Source organism: Cellulomonas sp. plas2, assembly GCF_057221735.1.
Map to the genome: position 1 here is coordinate 3,189,717 of NZ_CM170155.1, position 17,926 is coordinate 3,207,642.

The 17,926-nt window shown below is 76.9% G+C and carries 16 protein-coding genes and 1 riboswitch; of the genes, 5 read left to right on the top strand and 11 right to left on the bottom strand.

Translation table 11 applies throughout. The features are described 5' to 3' along the window. Positions 1-10: 10 nt before the first annotated feature. Positions 11-814, top strand: coding sequence for a hypothetical protein (locus AC2TDM_RS14225; protein WP_484635075.1), 804 nt, complete (start codon positions 11-13; stop codon positions 812-814). Positions 815-864: 50 nt separating this feature from the next. Here the strand turns inward: AC2TDM_RS14225 and AC2TDM_RS14230 are convergent, their stop codons facing one another. Further along, a complete protein-coding gene (locus AC2TDM_RS14230; RefSeq protein ID WP_484636466.1) occupies positions 865-1,866 on the bottom strand; it encodes an aldo/keto reductase in 1,002 nt (333 codons plus the stop codon). Between the two features lie 121 nt (positions 1,867-1,987). Between AC2TDM_RS14230 and AC2TDM_RS14235 the strand changes: the two genes are divergently transcribed. Together AC2TDM_RS14235 and ddaH are read left to right on the top strand one after the other, a co-directional pair. Then, complete coding sequence (locus AC2TDM_RS14235; RefSeq protein ID WP_090034735.1) at positions 1,988-2,503, top strand: SRPBCC family protein; 516 nt, start codon at positions 1,988-1,990, stop codon at positions 2,501-2,503. A gap of 42 nt (positions 2,504-2,545) precedes the next feature. Beyond that, entirely contained in the window at positions 2,546-3,376 is an 831-nt protein-coding gene (gene ddaH / locus AC2TDM_RS14240) for a dimethylargininase (RefSeq protein ID WP_090034738.1), read from the top strand. 81 nt (positions 3,377-3,457) lie between these two features. Here the strand turns inward: ddaH and AC2TDM_RS14245 are convergent, their stop codons facing one another. The 4 genes from AC2TDM_RS14245 to AC2TDM_RS14260 form a co-directional block, all read right to left on the bottom strand. Beyond that, positions 3,458-4,612, bottom strand: a complete 1,155-nt coding sequence (locus AC2TDM_RS14245) for a universal stress protein (RefSeq protein WP_484635076.1) — start codon at positions 4,610-4,612, stop codon at positions 3,458-3,460. Positions 4,613-4,736: 124 nt separating this feature from the next. Beyond that, positions 4,737-5,195 (bottom strand): HNH endonuclease, encoded by a 459-nt coding sequence (locus AC2TDM_RS14250; RefSeq protein WP_484636467.1) that lies wholly within the window; start codon positions 5,193-5,195, stop codon positions 4,737-4,739. Between the two features lie 291 nt (positions 5,196-5,486). Further along, entirely contained in the window at positions 5,487-6,332 is an 846-nt protein-coding gene (locus tag AC2TDM_RS14255; RefSeq protein WP_484635077.1) for a C40 family peptidase, read from the bottom strand. A 3-nt stretch (positions 6,333-6,335) separates the two neighbouring features. Next, a riboswitch (cyclic di-AMP (ydaO/yuaA leader) is annotated at positions 6,336-6,498 on the bottom strand. Between the two features lie 311 nt (positions 6,499-6,809). After that, positions 6,810-7,700 carry a metal-dependent transcriptional regulator gene (locus AC2TDM_RS14260; protein ID WP_484635078.1) on the bottom strand — a complete coding sequence of 297 codons (891 nt, stop codon included), beginning with the start codon at positions 7,698-7,700 and terminating at the stop codon, positions 6,810-6,812. A gap of 218 nt (positions 7,701-7,918) precedes the next feature. On the opposite strand from AC2TDM_RS14260, the gene serC reads away from it, so the two are divergent. After that, positions 7,919-9,049 carry a phosphoserine transaminase gene (serC, locus tag AC2TDM_RS14265; protein ID WP_484635079.1) on the top strand — a complete coding sequence of 377 codons (1,131 nt, stop codon included), beginning with the start codon at positions 7,919-7,921 and terminating at the stop codon, positions 9,047-9,049. A gap of 37 nt (positions 9,050-9,086) precedes the next feature. On the opposite strand, the gene AC2TDM_RS14270 is transcribed toward serC, so the two are convergent. The 4 genes from AC2TDM_RS14270 to AC2TDM_RS14285 form a co-directional block, all read right to left on the bottom strand. Then, positions 9,087-9,836 carry a hypothetical protein gene (locus tag AC2TDM_RS14270; RefSeq protein ID WP_484635080.1) on the bottom strand — a complete coding sequence of 250 codons (750 nt, stop codon included), beginning with the start codon at positions 9,834-9,836 and terminating at the stop codon, positions 9,087-9,089. Positions 9,837-10,028: 192 nt separating this feature from the next. After that, a complete protein-coding gene (locus tag AC2TDM_RS14275; RefSeq protein ID WP_484635081.1) occupies positions 10,029-12,014 on the bottom strand; it encodes a DUF4012 domain-containing protein in 1,986 nt (661 codons plus the stop codon). 22 nt (positions 12,015-12,036) lie between these two features. Further along, positions 12,037-13,377, bottom strand: coding sequence for an MFS transporter (locus tag AC2TDM_RS14280; RefSeq protein ID WP_090034755.1), 1,341 nt, complete (start codon positions 13,375-13,377; stop codon positions 12,037-12,039). Next, positions 13,374-13,877, bottom strand: coding sequence for a MarR family winged helix-turn-helix transcriptional regulator (locus AC2TDM_RS14285; RefSeq protein ID WP_484635082.1), 504 nt, complete (start codon positions 13,875-13,877; stop codon positions 13,374-13,376). The genes AC2TDM_RS14280 and AC2TDM_RS14285 overlap by 4 nt, the downstream gene beginning before the upstream one ends. Before the next feature lie 122 nt (positions 13,878-13,999). Between AC2TDM_RS14285 and AC2TDM_RS14290 the strand changes: the two genes are divergently transcribed. Beyond that, a complete protein-coding gene (locus AC2TDM_RS14290; protein WP_484635083.1) occupies positions 14,000-14,605 on the top strand; it encodes a VanZ family protein in 606 nt (201 codons plus the stop codon). 101 nt (positions 14,606-14,706) lie between these two features. Here AC2TDM_RS14290 and AC2TDM_RS14295 read toward each other — a convergent pair whose 3' ends face one another. Together AC2TDM_RS14295 and AC2TDM_RS14300 are read right to left on the bottom strand one after the other, a co-directional pair. Then, on the bottom strand, positions 14,707-16,032 hold the full coding sequence (locus AC2TDM_RS14295; protein ID WP_090034764.1) for a UDP-glucose dehydrogenase family protein: 1,326 nt from the start codon (positions 16,030-16,032) through the stop codon (positions 14,707-14,709). A 242-nt stretch (positions 16,033-16,274) separates the two neighbouring features. Beyond that, the gene (locus AC2TDM_RS14300) at positions 16,275-17,828 is read right to left on the bottom strand and encodes an NCS2 family permease (protein ID WP_090034767.1); all 1,554 of its coding nucleotides are present in this window, start codon (positions 17,826-17,828) and stop codon (positions 16,275-16,277) included. Between the last annotated feature and the right edge of the window lie 98 nt (positions 17,829-17,926).

Consider the following 17,926-nt stretch of genomic DNA (forward strand, 5'->3'; position numbering starts at 1 on the left):
CGATCGCGGCATGAGCTTGCTGGACCAGGCGCTGGACAAGGCCGTCGAGATCCCCTCGGCCCGGATCGACGCGCACGTGGCGGCGCTGCGGCGGCGCAACCCCGAGGCGGACCCGGCGCGCGTCGTCGAGCTGCTGGAGAAGGAGTACCTGCTCCTCGTGCAGGGCGCGGGCGGGGCCGTGGGCGCCGCCGCCGCGGTGCCGGGCGTCGGCACGGGCACCGCCATGGCGCTGACCGTGGGTGACGTGGGGACGTTCCTCGCCGCGTCGGCCGCCTTCAGCCTCGCGGTCGCGAGCGTGCACGGCATCGGCGTCGAGGACAAGGACCGCCGGCGCGCGCTGCTGCTCACGACCGTCCTGGGCGAGGAGGGCGCGAGCACCGTCGGGGACGCGCTCGGCGTCGGCGGGGCCAAGGCCGCCCGGCAGCTCCTCACCCGCATGCCGGCGTCCACGGTCCGCAACGTCAACACGCGACTCGCGAAGCGGCTGATCAAGCGCCAGGCGGCCAAGCAGGGCGGGCTCGTGCTGGGGCGGCTCGTGCCGTTCGGCGTGGGCGCGGCGGTCGGTGTCGCCGGGGCCCGAGCCCTGGGCAGGACGGTCGTCGAGGGGGCACGCGCCGCCTTCGGCCCGCCGCCGGCCCGCTTCCCGACGGTGCTGGAGGTGGTGCCCACCTCCACCGCGCGCCGGCTGGGCGGCGGCGCCGACGACGCGACGCCCGTGCAGCGACCCTCACCGCTCGCGACGTCCTCGTCGGACGAGCGGGACGGCGGCGTGCGCGGGCTGCTCTCGCGGCTGCGGGACCGCGACGGCCGCTGACCGACGCGGCGCCCGGGCGGGGTCGCCCCCGCCCGGGCGCCGCCGGGCCGTCACCAGCGGTCGTGCACGTGCTCCCGGATGCTGCGGTCGTAGACGTCGCGGAGCGCGTCGAGCGTCGCGGCGTCCAGCGGCGCCAGGGCGGCCGCGGCCGCGTTGGCCCGGGCCTGGTCCGGGGTGCGGGCGCCGGGGATGACCGTGTTCACGCCCGGCTGGTCGACGATCCAGCGCAGCGCGAGCGCCGCCGTGGTCGCGCCCGCCGGCGTCAGCGACGCGACCTCCCGCGCCGCCTCCACGCCGACCTCGAACGGCACGCCCGAGAACGTCTCACCCACGTCGAAGGCCTCGCCGCGGCGGTTGTAGGTGCGGTGGTCGTCCGCCGCGAAGGTCGTCGTCTCGTCGTACTTGCCCGACAGGAGGCCGCTGGCCAGGGGCACGCGCGCGATGATCCCGACGCCCGCCTCCGCCGCCGCCGGCAGCACCTGCTCCAGCGGCTTGCGCCGGAACACGTTGAGGATGATCTGCACGGAGGCCACGTGCGGGCGGGCGATGGCCGCCATCGCCTCGTCGACGGTCTCCACCGAGACGCCGTAGGCGGCGGTGCGCCCCTCCTCGACGAGGGTGTCCAGCGCGTCGTACACGGCGTCGGTGCTCAGCACGGCCGTCGGCGGGCAGTGCAGCTGCACGAGGTCGAGGGTGTCCACGCCGAGGTTCTCCCGCGAGCGGTCCGTCCACGCACGGAAGGCGTCGAGCGTGTAGGCCTCCGCCACGTGCGGGTCCGCACGCCGGCCCATCTTCGTCGCCACCGTGAGCCCGGCGTCCCCGCCGCGCTCGCGGGCCCGCTCCGCGACGAACGCGCCGACGAGCCGCTCCGAGCGCCCGTCGCCGTACACGTCCGCCGTGTCGAGGAACGTCACGCCGGCGTCGACCGCCGCCGCGAGCACCCCGTGCGCGGTCTCCTCCGTCACCTCGCCCCAGTCCGCGCCGAGCTGCCAGCAGCCCAGCCCCACGACGCCGACCGACCGTCCGGTCCGGCCCAGCGTCCTGCTCTCCATCGTCGTCGACATGGCGGCGACGCTAACCCAGCCGACGAGCCCTCGCGCACGTCCGTCCGCGGCGTCCGTCCGGGTGCTCGTCCCGGTCGCCGGGCCAGGGCGCCGTGCCTAGGCTCGGCGCGTGCCCGACGAGCCCACGACGCCCCTGCCCGCCCCCGTGCGCCGGAGCCGGTTCCTGCCCGTCCCCGTGGCGGACGCCTGGGAGCTGCTGGCCGACGGCCGCCACCACGACCGGCTCATCCCGCTGACGGTCGTCACGGGCGACGAGCCCGGGCTGGGCGGGCAGATCCGCGCCGTCTCCGGGCCCGGGGCCTCCCGCGGCTGGGGCCTGGTGGACACCATGCGGATCGACGCGTGGGACCCGCCGACGGACGGGTCCGGCGGGCGCGCGAGCTTCACGAAGCTGGGGCCGATCCTGCTCGGCACGGCCGACATCGAGGTCGTGCCCGCCGCGACGATCGACGGCCAGGAGCGCTGCCGGGCGACGTGGACGGAGCAGGTCTGGCTCGCCGGTCCGCTGCCGCCGGCGGTGACGGGTCCGCTGCTGCGGCCCGCGCTGGACGCGATGCTGCGGTTCGCGCTGGCCCGCGCGGAGACGTGGCTCGTCGGGCACCGCGGCCTCCCGCGCGGACGCTGACGCCCGTCGTACCGTGGGGCCACCCCCCGACCGAGGAGCCCCATGCCCCGCAGCGCGCCCGGCGCCACCCCCCGCCGGTACCTCATGTGCGAGCCGACCCACTACACCGTCTCCTACGAGATCAACCCGTGGATGGACCCGACCCGGGCGACCGACACCCAGCGGGCCGTCGACCAGTGGCGGCGGCTGCGGGACGTGTACCTCGAGCTCGGCCACGCCGTGGAGACGATCGAGCCGCTCGAGGGCCTGCCCGACATGGTCTACGCGGCCAACGGCGCGACCGTCTACGGGGGCGTCGTGTACTCGGCGCGGTTCCGCTACCCGCAGCGCGGCCCCGAGGGTCCCGCGTACGAGAAGTGGTTCGCCGACGCCGGCTTCGTCACGCACACCGCGGAGGAGGTCAACGAGGGCGAGGGCGACATGCTCGTCGTCGGGGACGTGCTGCTGGCCGGCACCGGCTTCCGCACCGACCGCGCGGCGCACGACGAGGCGGCCCGCGTCCTCGGCATCGAGGTCGTGCCCATGGAGCTCGTCGACCCGAGCTTCTACCACCTCGACACCGCGCTGACCGTGCTCTCGAGCGACCCCGCCGACCCGCAGGTCGCCTACTACCCGCCGGCCTTCTCCGACGCCTCGCGCGCAGAGCTCGAGCGGCGGTTCCCCGACGCGCTGCTGGCGACGTCCCGCGACGCCGCCGGCCTGGGGCTCAACGCCGTGTCCGACGGGGAGAACGTCGTCGTCGCCCCGGCGGCGGTCGACCTCGCGGAGGCGCTGCGCGAGCGCGGCTACCGGCCGATCCCGGTCGACACCACCGAGCTGCTCAAGGGCGGCGGCGGCGCGAAGTGCTGCACGCTGGAGATCCGCACGGCCTGACGGCCCGGCCCGACGGCCGGCTCGTGGGTCGGCCGGCTCGTCGGGTTCGCCGCCGGGCCGACCGGTCGGGGACGGCGCCCGTCAGAACGGCGGGACGTCGTCCGACCGGTCCGTGACGACCATGACGGGGCAGCGGGCGTGGTGCAGGACGGCCTGGCTCGTCGAGCCGAGCAGCAGGCCGCGGAAGCCGCCGCGCCCGCGGGAGCCCACGACGACGAGGTCCGTCGCGGTGGAGAACTCCGTGAGGAGCTGGGCGCCCGTGCCGTCCAGGACGATGCGCCGCACCGCGAGGCCGGGCCGGTCGCCCAGCACCCGGTCGACGACCGCGTCGAGCTGCGCTCGGCTGTCCGCGAGGATCTGCTCCTGGTCCACGACCGCGGGCAGCCAGGCGAGCACGCCGTTGGCGGCGGCCAGCGGCACCGCCGCCACGGCCGTGAGCTGCGCGCCCCACACCTCCGCCTCGCGCGCGGCGTACCGCAGCGCCCGCTCGGCCTGCCGGGACCCGTCGACGCCGACCACGACCGAGCGCACCGGCCGCAGCGCGCTCGCGGCGGCGCTCCGGCCGTCCGACCACGGCACGGAGAAGCCGGCCAGCGCCGACGCCCCGGCGGCCGCCGGACCGGCGCCGAGCGGGGCCGACGGCTCGTCGACGACCGGCGTCGCGCCGGACGTCGGCCGGAGCGTCCCCGCGGTGCCGACCGTGGGCGCCGGGGTCGTCGTCGGGGTCCGCACGGGGGCCGGGCCCGGGGCGGTCGGCCCGAACAGCCCGCCGACCGCGTCCTCCGGCTCGCGCGGCACCTCCCCGCGCAGGGGCACGACGACGGTCGGCGCGTGCGCGTGCGCCGGCAGGGCCGACGACACCGTGCCGAGCAGCCGGTCGGCGAACCCGCCGCGGCCGCGCGTCCCGACGACGGTGAGCGCGACCTCCTTGCTCAGCCCGACGAGGACGCCGGCGGCGTCGCCCGTGGCGAGCTCGCCGGTGACCTCGAGCCCCTCGTCCGCCACGTGCGCCAGCGCCTCGTCGAGAACGGCCCGGGCACCGTCGCGGATGGCGCTGTCGTCGACGTAGGCGTACCCGCCGTCGAGCGCCGCGGTCGCGAACGACGGCAGCGCGTACGTGCAGACCAGCCGCAGGCTCCAGCCGTGGCGGTGGGCCTGCTGCACCGCCCACCCCAGGGCGCGCCTGCTCGGCGCCGACCCGTCGACGCCCACGAGCACCGTGCTGTCGCGACCCATGGCACACCTCCACCCTCGGGCGACGGCGCACCGGTCCGTTCCGGCCGCCCCGTCGCAGCCCGCCGGACGCGCCGGCAGTCCCAGTGTGCCGTGCGGAGGGCCGGTTGCCCAGGGACGGAAGGCCCTAGGCGGCCAGGTAGGGGGACCAGGCGGGTTCCGCTCGGGCCGCCGCCTGGCCGAAGGCGAGCGACCAGCGCGGCGCGTGCGGGGTGAAGGGCAGGCTCCACCCGATCTCGTGCAGCAGCCGGTCCGCCTTGCGGTGGTTGCAGCGCATGCAGGCGGCGACGACGTTGCCCCACTCGTGCCGACCCCCGCGGGAGCGCGGGAGCACGTGGTCGACGGTGTCGGCGACGCCCCCGCAGTAGGCGCAGCGGTGGCCGTCGCGCTGCAGCACGGTGCGCCGCGTCGGGGGCACCGAGCGGCGCACCGGCACGTGCACGTACCGCGTGAGGGACAGCACCACGGGCAGCGGCAGGCTGAGGTGCTCGGCGTGCAGCACGCCGCCCTCCTCCACCACCGCGGCCTTGCCGCTCATGAGGAGCACCACCGCGCGGTGCACGGACACGATGCAGAGGGGTTCCATGCTCGCGTTGAGCAGGAGCACCCGGGGGGTCGCGGACACTTGCACGGCGGCACTCCTGACCTCGGTGCGCGGACCGGCTGGGTGCCGGCCGCCTCGGTAGGGCAACAACGTGGTGCCGTCGCGGCGACCGGGACCCGTCCGCCGCGGCGTGGTGCGGTGGTGCGAGGTCAGGGTATGCCACAGGGCCCCGGCGACCGGTGGTCGTCGGGGCCCTGTGGGTGTGGTGCGCGTCGCGGCGGCTCAGCGGCGGTGCAGCGACGGTGTGCTCAGCAGGTGTGCCGGCGGGTGTGCTCAGCCGATCCGGAGGTACACGGGCGAGCTCTGCCAGATGGACCGGAACTGGATCGTCTTGCCGGGGCGCGGCGCGTCGATCTGCTGGCCGCCACCGGCGTAGATGGAGATGTGGCCCGGGCTCCAGATGAGGTCGCCCGGCTGCGCCTCGGCCGCCGAGACGACCGTCCCGACCGACTTGATGCCCGACGACGTGCGCGGAAGCGAGATGCCGAGCTGGGCGTACACGTAGCCGATGAAGCCCGAGCAGTCGAAGCCGGCGGGCGTCGTGCCGCCGTAGACGTAGGGCACGCCCACGTACTGGGCGGCGATCTCGATGACCGAGGAGCCCGCGGCGGCGGCGGGGACGGCAGCGGCGGCGGCCTCCACGGGGGCGGCCTCCGCGGCGGCGGCCTCGGTGCTCGCGGCGGCGCTCTCCGTGGCGGCCGCGGCGGCGCGGGCGGCCGACCGCGACGTCGAGCTGGCGCGCTCGACGACGGGCTCCGGCTCGGGCTCCGGCTCCGGCGGGGGCGGCGGGGCGACGGCGGTCAGGGCCGGCGCGTCGAACGTCCAGGTCGCCTCCTGCGGCGCCGTGACGACCGGGGCGGCGGCGAGCACGGCCCGCGCGGACGCGGTCAGCACGTCCGTGTCGACCGCGCCGAGGGCGGGGGCGTCCCCGGAGGCGGGCGCCGCGGCGACCGCGGGGGCCGCCAGGGTGCTGACGACGAGGGCGGACGACGCCGCCACGACGGCGGTGCGCTTGCCGACGGTGCTCATCTGCCCGGTGGCGACGGTGGCGAGCTCGGACAGGGGCGTCGACGGACGACGCGCGGCCCGGTGACGGGCGCGGGTGGTGCTCACGGACACGCGGAAGCCTCTCCTGGATGCCTGCGAGGTGAGCTGTCGGGTTCGGGTGGGAGTGCACCCGGCCGGGGCCGCGGACTGACCGCTGCACCGGCTTCACCCCGAGGACGTCCGCGGACGCCCGGTGGTGGTTCCCCCGTCCCTGCCAAGGGTTCGGTCCGTTCCACGACCGGTGGCAGGGCTCGGCATGCCGGTCACGGGCTCCGGGAGGAGGGTTCCCGAGGCGGGACGACGGTACCCGAGCGCGGACGCGGAAGTCACGTTCCGGTCACGACGCGTTCGGGCGCCGGACGGGCGGCGTCGCCGGGCGCGGCGGACCGTTCGCCGTGACCTGCGACGACGAGCGGTGGTCGTGAGCAGGGTCACACCGCCGTCGGCGCGTCGGCGGGCGGCCGACCGGGGGACGCCGGGACGGGCGGTGCGGGACGCCGCGCCAGGCCGCGCGTCACGCCGTGCGCCGGGCGTGGGCCAGGCCGTGCGTCAGGCCGTGCGGGAGCCGACGAAGACGTGCCGCGCGACCTCGTCGTCGAGCTCGAGCACCTCGCCCGCACCCGGCGTGCCGGCGTCGTCGCCGGACGCCCCGGCCACCGTCACCTCGACGTAGCCGTCGACGTGCCGCACGTGCACCCGGGCGCCGGGCACGAGCCCGGCCTCGGCGAACCGCGCCAGCAGCTCGACGTCGACCTGGAGGGGCTCCGCGATGCGCGCCACGACCGCCTCGGCACCCTGCCGGCCGTCGGCGGCCCCGGCCGTCGACGCCTCGTCGTGCGCCGCGCTCGCGCCCGCCCCGGGTGCGCCCACGACGAGCGGGCGCCGCCCCGCGCCCACCGCGGCACCCCGCAGGGTGCCCGCGCCGCGCTGGGGAGCCGGCGCCGCGACCGCCGCGGCGGCGGGCCGCGCGAACTCCGACAGCGGCACGACCCCGTCGAGGAAGGCCTCCGGCGCCGCCTCCTCGCCGATCTCGTCGAGCCCCGGGATCGGGTTGCCGTAGGGGTCGTGGTGGGGGTGGTCGAGCAGGGCCGCCAGCCGGCGCTCCACCCGCTCGCTCATGACGTGCTCCCAGCGGCACGCCTCCTCGTGCACGTACGCCCACTCCAGGCCGATGACGTCGGTGAGGAGGCGCTCGGCGAGACGGTGCTTGCGCATGACCTGCACGGCCTTGTGCCGGCCCGCGTCCGTCAGCTCCAGGTGGCGGTCCCCGCTGACGACGAGGAGCCCGTCGCGCTCCATGCGCGCCACCGTCTGCGACACCGTCGGGCCGGAGTGCCCCAGCCGCTCGGCGATCCGTGCCCGCAGGGGGGTGCGGCCCTCCTCCGTCAGCTCGTAGATCGTCTTGAGGTACATCTCGGTGGTGTCGATCAGGTCGCTCACCGTTCCGCCTCCCGGGCCGTCCGTCGTCCGCCACCGCCGTCAGGGCGCAGGTCCACCCGCAGGGTAGTCGGCGGCCGCCCTATCCTCGCCGGGTGACCGCGCCCGACCCCGCGCCCTCCGCTGCGCCCACTTCTGCGCCCACTTCTGCGCCCACCCCTGCGCCCACTTCTGCGCCCACCCCTGCGCCCAGCCCTGCGCCCGACCGGGGGCCCTCCCGCGTGCCCGACATCGCCATCCCGCGCGACCTCCTGCCGCGCGACGGGCGGTTCGGCTCCGGGCCCTCCAAGGTGCGCGACGCGCAGGTGGAGGCCCTCGCGGGCGCCGGCCGGCACCTGCTGGGCACCTCGCACCGGCAGGCACCGGTGCGCGGGCTCGTCGGCCGGGTGCGCCGGGGGCTCGCGGAGCTCTTCGCGCTGCCCGACGGCTACGAGGTGGTGCTCGGCAACGGCGGCTCCACCTTCTTCTGGGAGGTCGCCGCCGCGTGCCTCGTCGAGCACCGGTCCCAGCACGCGTCGTTCGGGGAGTTCGGCGCGAAGTTCGCCGCCGCGGTCGCCCGCGCCCCGCACCTCGCCGAGCCGTCCGTGCGCACGGCGCCCGCGGGGTCCGTCGCGGTGCCGGAGGCCGAGGACGGCGTCGACGTCTACGCCTGGCCGCACAACGAGACGTCCACGGGCGCGATGGCGCCGGTCGTCCGACCGGCGGGAACGTCCGCGCGGGACGCGCTCGCCGTCGTCGACGCCACCTCCGGCGCCGGTGGGCTCGCGGTCGACGTCGCGCAGACGGACGTCTACTACTTCGCCCCGCAGAAGTCCTTCGCCGCCGACGGCGGGCTGTGGCTCGCGCTCGCGTCGCCGGCGGCGGTGGAGCGGGCCGCGCGGCTCGAGCGCGACCGCCCCGGCGGCCGGTGGGTGCCCGAGGCGCTGTCGTTCACGACGGCGCTGGCGAACTCGCGGCAGGACCAGACGCTCAACACGCCCGCGGTGGCGACCCTCGTGCTGCTGGCCGAGCAGGTGGAGTGGCTGCTGGCGCAGGGCGGCCTCGCGTGGGCCGCGGCGCGCACGGCCGAGTCCGCCGACGCGCTGTACGGGTGGGCGGACGCGCGCGCGTGGGCCGCGCCCTTCGTCGCCGACCCCACGCACCGGTCGACCGTGGTGGGCACGGTCGACCTCGACGAGGCCGTCCCCGCCGCGACGGTGCTCGCGGTCCTGCGCGCGCACGGGGTCGTCGACGTCGACCCCTACCGCCGCCTCGGCCGCAACCAGCTCCGGGTGGGGATGTTCCCCGCCGTCGAGCCCGACGACGTGCGCGCCCTCACCGCGTGCGTCGACCACGTGGTGGGGCGCCTGTAGCCGTCGGCGCCCGACGACGTCGGCGCGGGGCGTGACGTCAGCCCTGCTGCGCCCGGCGACGACGGCCGGTGACGACCGCGACCGTCCCGACGGCCACGAGCCCGGCGCCCGCGAGCGCCGCCGCGGCGACCTGGGCGCCCGTGCTGGCCAGCACCGTGGCGCGGACCTGGCGCACCCCGCCGGTCGGTTCGGACGCGCCGGTCGTCGTCGTGGTGGTCGTGGTGGTGGTCGTCGTGGTGGTCGTGCCGCCGCCGGTCATCGGGGTGCCGGGGTCGGTCGGGTCGCCCGGGTCCCCGGGGGTGCCGACGCACGTGCCGGCCGGGTCGGTGGTGGCCACCGTCGTCGAAAGGCCGCCCGCCGCCAGCTCGACGAGGACCGTCCGCGACGCGACGTCGCCACCCGGCAGCCACGGCGTCGACCACGGCGTCGACGCGACGAGCGGCTGGTCGGCCAGCGTCAGCAGCACTCCGCCGTCCTCACCGCGGACGGTCACGTCGACCGTCGGGTCCTCGACGCCCAGGAGGCGCACGTCCCACGCGAGCTCCGCAGGGCCGTCCCCCAGGCCGTCCTGCGAGCCGTCCTGCGCGCAGGCGATCGCCGTCACAGCCGCGATCTGGCACGGCTGGTCCGCCACGTAGCCGTCGCCCGGCGCGCAGGCCGCCGGCGAGGTCGGCACGCTCGTCGGGAGGCCCGCCGGGACGGGGCCCGCGACGGCGGCGGACGCGACGCCGGTCGTGGCGGCGGCCGCGAGGAGGAGGGTCGTGCAGGTCCGGGCGAGGGGCGACATGGGGTGCTCTCCGTTCGGGTGGGCGTGCCTCCACCCTGCAGGCGCGCGGCGGCCCGTGACGGCCGTCCACAGGGTGATTCGCCCGTCCCACCTGCGGTTTCACCCGATCGCCCCGCATGTCCCGGTCCGCCGCACCCGTCCGGGTCGTCCGGTTCGCGTCCGGCGTCCGGTTGCGCTCGGGGCCGGCGGCCGTCAGCCGGGGCAGGTCGCCCCTGACGTCCGGTCGCCCGTCAGCGTCGGCGTCGACCACACCTGCAGCGCGAGCGGCGCCGCGACCGTCTCGTCCGCCCCGCCTGCCCCGCCGGCCCTGTCCGCCCCGCCCGATGACGACGACACCGCCGGCCCTCCCCCGGTCGACGACGCCGCCAGGGGCACGGTGAACCGCACGGTGTGGCGCTCGCCCGGCGTGAAGGACAGCCCGACCGCCTGCACCTCCCGTCCCGCGTGCGTGAGCGGCGTGCCTGACGTCGTCGCCCCGTCCACCTCGACCGCCGGCAGTGCGGCGCCGACCGGGGCGTAGGCGCGGACCGTGAGCAGCGCCGTCGTCGGGTCGCGGTCGCCGGGCGGCCCGACGACGTACGGCGGCAGCGAGGCGACGTCCTCGCCCGGGTCGTAGGCGAGGTCGACGCGGACGGTGGCGGTCGGCTCCGCGGCGTCGCACCGCAGGTCCTCCACCGACACGTCGGCGCGCAGGTAGTAGTCGAGCTTGCCGCCCGTCGTGTCCTCGAGGAACACCCCCGCGGCGGCCCGCTCGTCGGGCCCGCCGCTGAGGAAGGCGCCACCGGCCGCGGTGCCCACGAGCGCCGTCTGCTCCTGCGCATCGGCGGACCAGACCTTCAGGTGCCCGTCGGCCACGGCGCGCCAGACGGCACGGGCCAGGTCCTCCCCCGTCCCCGCGCCGCCCGCGACCGCGGACAGCACGGTCGCGGTGACCTCGGCGAAGTACCCGTCCGACCCCGAGCCGTCCGGGAACCGGCGGTAGGCGTCGCGCAGGAGGAGCCGCGTGACGTCGGCGGCGGCGAGCGTGCCGCCGTCGGGCAGGGGCAGCGGCCCCGTCGCCTCGAGCAGCGCCGCGAGGGCCACGGGGTCGGCCGCCACGACGCCGTCCACGGTGTCGTCCGGCCGGGCGACCTGCCACCGCGCGGCGACGAGGGCCGCCGTGCGTGGGAAGTCCGGCGTGGCCGTCGCGTTCTGCACGAAGGTGCCCAGGCCCGTGCCGAGCACCGCGACCTCCTCCTCGGTCAGCTCCAGGACCGGCTCAGGGGTCCGGCGCAGGTCGACCGTGCTCAGCTGGTCGCCGACCCGCAGCGCGCCGCCGTCCACCCCAAGGGCACGCACGGCGCCGACGATCCCGCCGCCCGCCCGCAGCTCCGCGGGGTTGACGGACGCGACGAGGTACGTCCGCGGCCCGTCGGCGCCCAGCAGCCCGGGCAGGAGGTCCAGGACGTCGGCCGCCGAGCCGAGCGACGCGGCCAGCGTGGCCAGCCCCGGCGCGGCGGCGTCGACGCCCTCCGCCACCGGACCGACGAGGCCGTCCGGCGCCAGCGCGGACACCCGGCCCGACGCCGCGGCGGCCACGTCGGCGCCCGCGCGCAGCCCGGGCGCGACGTCCGCGAGGACCTGCGGGTCGACGAGCCGCGTGGTGCCGGGCCGGCGCGCCTGGGTCAGCGCGTCGACGGCGTCCAGCGCGGGCGGCAGCGCCCGGGCGGCCACGTCGTCGAGAGCGGTGGCGACGGTGCCGACGGCGGCGAGCTGCCGGCCCGCCCACGGCAGGTGCTCCGCGGCCCGCCAGACGCCGTCGCGGGCACCGGTCGCGCGCGCGGCGGACGCCTGCAGCGCGTCGACCGCGGTCCGTGCGGCGGCGACGTCCCGCCCCTCGACGGCCGCCTGCAGGTCCCGCACGTCCCCGCGCGCGTCCCGCAGCGCGTCCGCGGCGGTCAGGGCCTGCCGCGCCACCCAGGCGCCGGCCGCGAGGAGCAGCACGACGAGCACCACGACGAGGAGCGCGACCACGCGGCCGCGCCGGCGTCGGCGGACGGCGTCGGGGGCGGTCGCGCCCCTCGGGTCCGTCCTCGCGCCCGGATCAGCCGGCCCGGACGGACCGACCGGGCCGCCCGGTCCCCCGCGGCCGGCCGTCCCGGCGTCCCCGGTCGTCGCTGCGGTGCCGGCGTCGCTCACGGCGCCGATGGTCCCACGGCGGTCAGGCGGCGCGGGCCCCCGCCTCACCGGCGCCGACCCGGGCGCGGGCCTCGTCGGCGGGCACGGCCTCGTCGGACGGCACCTCGAAGGCGTGGGAGACCTCGAGGTGGGGCCGGGACCGCACGTGGTAGTGCACCTCGACGTGCCAGGCGCGCCGCGCCCAGAGGGCGGCACCCGTGGCGACGAGCAGCGCGGTCACCGACCCGATGCCCACGGCCCACCGCGCGCCGAAGGTCTCCCCCACCCAGCCGACCAGCGGCGAGCCGATGGGCGTCGCGCCGAGGAACACCATCATGTAGAGCGCCATCACGCGTCCCCGCATGGCGGGCGTCGTGCCGGTCTGGATCGTCGTGTTGGCGGCGGTCATCATCGTCAGGGAGGCGAGCCCGGTCGCGACGCCCGCCACCGCGTAGCTGAGGAACGTCGGCATGAGCGCCTGGACCCCGGTCGCGACCCCGAAGGCGAAGGCCGAGCCGATGACGAGCCGCACCCGCGGGCGGTCGCGCCGCGCGGCCAGCAGGGCGCCGGTCAGGGACCCCACCGCGAGCACCGTCCCGGCCAGCCCGTACTCCGTCGCGCCGAGGCCGAACTCGGTGCGCGCCATCATCGCGCTGGTGAGCTGGAAGTTCAGGCCGAAGGTCGACACGACGCCGACGACGACCATGATGACGACGATGTCCGAGCGGCCCCGCACGTAGGCCACACCCTCACGGATCTGCCCGCGGGCGCGGCCGGCGCTGGGCAGGGGACGCAGCTCGGAGGTCCGCATCGCCGACAGCGCCAGGAGCGTGGCGGCGAACGTGACGGCGTTGAGGACGAACACCCAGCCCGTGCCGATCGCCGCGATGAGCAGGCCGGCGACACCGGGCCCGATGAGCCGCGCCGCGTTGAACGACGCGCTGTTGAGGCCCACGGCGTTCGACAGCTGGCCCTCGGGGACGAGCTCCGCGACGAACGTCTGCCGCACCGGCCCGTCCACCGCCGACACGCAGCCGAGCAGCCCGGCGAACACGTACACGTGCCACAGCTCGGCGTGCCCGACGAGCACGAGCACCCCGAGCCCCGCCGCCAGCACGCCCTGCGCCGCCTGCGTCGCAGCGAGCAGCCGCCGGCGGTCGAGCCTGTCGGCCAGCAGCCCCGCCCACGCCGAGAGCAGCAGCGTCGGCCCGAACTGCAGGGCCGTGGTGATGCCGACCGCGAGGCCGGACTCGTCGGACAGGACGGTCAGCACCAGCCAGTCCTGCGCGACGCGCTGCATCCAGGTGCCGACGTTCGCGACGAGCGCGCCGGCGAACCACAGCCGGTAGTTGCGGTAGCGCAGGGACGAGAAGGTCTTGCTCACGAACGGGCGATCCTCCGCAGCAGGTCGGCGGCGCGGGCCAGGGTGTCCCGCTCCTCGGGCGCCAGCGCGTCGAGGCGCGCGCCGAGCCAGGCGTCACGCCGGCGGCGCGTCTGGCGGACCTCCGCGCGGCCGGCGTCGGTCAGGGTGACGACGACCTGGCGGCCGTCGGTCGGGTGGCCGGACTTGGCGACGAGGCCCAGGTCCGCCAGGCAGGACACCGTGCGCGTCATGGCCGGCGCGGCGATGTGCTCGAGGTCGGCCAGCCGGCCCGGTGTCATCGGGCCCTCGCGGTCGAGGATGGCCAGGACGTTGAACTGCGGGTCGGACAGGTCGGCGTCGCCGCGCTCGGCCTTGAGGCGCCGCGCGGCCCGGGACAGCGCGACGCGCACCTCCGCCGCGAGGGCGAGGGTGGGCGCGTCACCGGCGTGGCCGTCCGCCGCGGGGCCGGTCGTCGCGGGCACCACCGGGGCGGGGGGCTCGCCCAGGGAGGTCGTCGTCATGCTCCCAGGCTAGTCGTTGCCCGCGGTCATGACCTCCGGTCAGGACCGGCCCGCACAGGATCTCCACCGGGGACGCACGCGAGCGCGGCCTGCGGGGCCCCGCCGGTCCGTACCGTGGGCGGATGACCTCGCCGCACGCGTCCGCCGGCCGGGACGCCGCGTCGGCCGGTGGCCCGGTCGGCGCACGTCGCGGGGCACGGGGTCGCGCGGTCGACGGCCGCTCCACCCGTCCGGTGCTCGTGGGCCTGCTCGCCGCCTGGCTGGCGGCGGTGGCCTGGGTGACGCTGCGGCCGGCCCCGGCCGAGCCGGGCACCTTCGACGTGGTCCGCGCGGTCATCGCGCGGCTGGACGGCTGGGGGCTGCCGGTCACCTACGACGGCGTCGAGCGCGCCGCCAACGTCGTCATGTTCGTGCCCGGGGGGCTGCTGCTCGCGGCGCTGCTGCTGCCGGGGCGCGGCGCCGGGACCGCCCGCGGCACGACCCCCGAGGCGGACGCCGCCGCGCCCACCCGACGCCCGTCCCTGCGCGTCGTCGTGCCCGTGGTGCTCGCCGGTGCGGCGCTCTCGTCGGCGGTCGAGCTGTCCCAGGCGACGTTCCTGCCCACGCGCGTGCCGACGGTCGTCGACGTCGTCATGAACACGGCCGGCGCCGCGGTGGGTGCGCTGCTCGCGCCCGTGGCCGTCCGCCTCCTCGCACGCGTCGGCCCGCCCGGTGGGCGCCGCCGGTAGGTCCCGCGGCAGCACGCCCCGGGAACGGCACCGCCCGCCGCCGGAGGACCGGCGGCGGGCGGTGGGACGTCACGGGGCGTGCCGCAGGGGCGACGCGCGCGTCAGGGGCGGCCGAGCGCCCGGTAGGTCCAGCCGGCGGCGCGCCACCGGGCGGGGTCCAGGACGTTGCGCCCGTCGAGGATGCGGCGGTGCGCGACGACGCCGGCCAGCGCGGCCGGGTCGAGCTCGCGGTACTCGGCCCACTCCGTGGCGAGCAGGACGACGTCCGCGTCCCGCGCCGCCTCGACGGCCGAGTCGGCGAAGTGCAGGTCTGGCCACTTGGCGCGCGCGTTGGCGACGGCCTCGGGGTCGGTGACCGTCACGTGCGCGCCCTGGAGCTGCATCTGGGCGGCCACGGACAGCGCCGGCGAGTCGCGGACGTCGTCGGAGTCCGGCTTGAAGGCGGCACCGAGCACGGCGACCTTGCGCCCGACGATGGAGCCGTCGCAGACCTCGCGCGCCAGGTCCACCACGCGCACGCGGCGGCGCATGTTGATGGAGTCGACCTCCCGCAGGAAGGACAGCGCCTGGTCGACGCCGAGCTCCCCCGCGCGGGCCATGAAGGCGCGGATGTCCTTGGGCAGGCAGCCGCCGCCGAAGCCGAGACCGGCGTTGAGGAAGCGGCGACCGATGCGGGCGTCGTAGCCGATGGCGTCGGCGAGCCGGGTGACGTCGGCCCCCGTCGCCTCGCACAGCTCGGCCATCGCGTTGATGAAGGAGATCTTCGTCGCGAGGAACGAGTTCGCGGCGACCTTGACGAGCTGCGCCGTGGCGAAGTCCGTGGTGACGAGCGGGGTGCCCTCGGAGAGCGTGCGGGCGTAGACCTCGTCGAGCGCGGCCTTGGCCTTCTCGCCCTCGGCGGTCGGCACGCCCTCGTCGTCGGTCGGCAGGCCGTAGACCAGGCGGTCCGGGTACAGCGTGTCCTTGACCGCGAAGCCCTCGCGCAGGAACTCGGGGTTCCAGACGAGGACGGCGCCCGTGGGGGCCAGCTGCTCGGACAGGCCCTCCGCGGTGCCGACCGGGACGGTCGACTTACCGGCGACGACGTCGCCCGGCTGCACGTGCTTCACCAAATCCGCGAAGGCCATGTTGACGTACTTCATGTCCGCGGCGAACTCGCCCTGCTTCTGGGGGGTGCCCACGCAGAGGAAGTGCACCTGGGCGCCGGCGACGGCCGCCATGTCGGTCGAGAAGTGCAGGCGGCCCGTCTCTCGGGCCGAGGTCAGCAGCTCCGGCAGGCCGGGCTCGAAGAAGGGGGCCTGCCCGTTCTCGAGGGCCTCGACCTTGCGGGGGTCGACGTCGATGCCGATGACGTCGTGCCCCAGCTGGGCCATGCAGGCCGCGTGGACGGCGCCGAGGTAGCCGCAGCCGATCACAGAGATCCGCACGCTTCGCTCCAGTCAGTCGGGAGATGAGGGTCGGGAGGGCGTCCGGCGGGTGACCGGGGACCTCGTCCGTCCCGGAGGCTACCGGGACGCCCCCGGCGTCCGGACCCCTTCGTCCCTGTTCGTCCGGTCACCCTCGTCACACGCAGCGGCGGTGCGGCGCCGGTGTGACGAGGGCGACCCGTCCGGGTGACGGCCGGACGGGGGTGCGGACGGGTCTGCGGCAGGGCTGCGGGCGGGCGGGCCTAGATGCCGGCCCACGCCCGGATCGGCCCCAGCAGGAAGTACGCCGCGAAGAGCAGCGCGACGACCCACATGAGCGGGTGGACGGCGCGGGCCTTGCCGAGCGCGACCTTGAGGACGACGAAGGAGATGACGCCCGCGCCCATGCCGACGGTGATGGAGTACGCGAACGGCATGAGCACGATGGTGAGGAACGCCGGCACGGCGACCTCCAGGTTCTTCCAGTCGATGCCGGAGACCTGCATGACCATGAGGAACCCGACGACGACGAGCGCCGGCGTCGCGGCCTCGAACGGCACCACGTCGACGAGCGGCGACAGGAACGTGGCCAGGAGGAACGCGATGCCCGTGGTCACGGACGCCAGCCCCGTGCGCGCGCCGTCCCCGACGCCCGCGGCGGACTCGACGTAGGACGTGTTCGACGAGACGCCGCCGGCGCCGCCCGCGACGGCCGCGAGGGAGTCCACGACGAGGATCTGCCGGGTGCGCGGCGGGTTGCCCTCCTCGTCGAGCAGGCCGGCCTCCCCGCCGATCGCGACCATCGTGCCCATCGTGTCGAAGAAGTCCGCCAGCAGGAGGGTGAAGACCAGCAGCACGACGGCGACGACGCCGATCTTCTCCACCGACCCGAACAGGGAGAACTGCCCCAGCAGCGAGAAGTCCGGCGCCTGGACGAGGCTGTCCGGCAGCGCGGGCACGTTGAGCGCCCAGCCCTCGGGGTTGACGGTGGTGCCGTCGGTGCGCGGCCCGATCCGGCCCACGGCCTCGACGACGAGGGCGAGGACGGTGGCGGCGACGATGGCGATGAGGATGGCGCCCTTGACGCCGCGCGCGACGAGCACGACGGCCAGGAGCAGCCCCACGACGAACACGAGCAGCGGCCAGGACCCGAGCGAGCCGCCGATGCCCAGCTCGACCGGGGTGGCGAGGCTGGCGGGGATGCGGACGAACCCGGAGTCGACGAGGCCGATGAAGGCGATGAACAGGCCGATGCCGACGCTGATGGCCACCTTGAGCTCGGCCGGGACCGCGCGGAACACCGCCTCGCGGAACCCGGTGAGCACCAGCACGAGGATGATGAGCCCCTCGAGCACGACGATGCCCATCGCGTCCGGCCAGGTCATGCCCGGCAGGAACGCCACGGAGTAGGTCACCACGGCGTTCAGGCCGAGACCGGCGGCCAGCGCCAGCGGGAACCGGCCCACGACGCCCATGAGGATGCTCATGAGGCCGGCGACGAGGGCCGTCGCGGCGGCCACCGCCGGGAGGTCCGGGGCGTCGCCGCCGCCGAGGAAGGCGCCCTCGCCGCCGCTGCTCGCGACGGTCCCGATGATGAGCGGGTTGAGCACGATGATGTAGCTCATCGTGAAGAAGGTGACGAGCCCGCCGCGGATCTCCGTGGCGACCGTCGAGCCGCGCTCGGTGATCCGGAAGTAGCGGTCGAGGGCGCCGCCGGCCCCGCGCGGCGCGGGGCGTCCGGCGGCGGGTGCCGGGGCGGCCCCGGGGGTGCGGCCCGGGGTGGGCCCGGGGGTCTGCGAGGGCGTGCGTGCGGCCATGCGCGCAGTGTGGCGCACCTGTGGGGGTGCACGACGCCCCCGGTCACCGGTCGGTCCGGTGCCCGGGGGCGTGCGCGGGGTGCGCCGTGTGCAGCGGC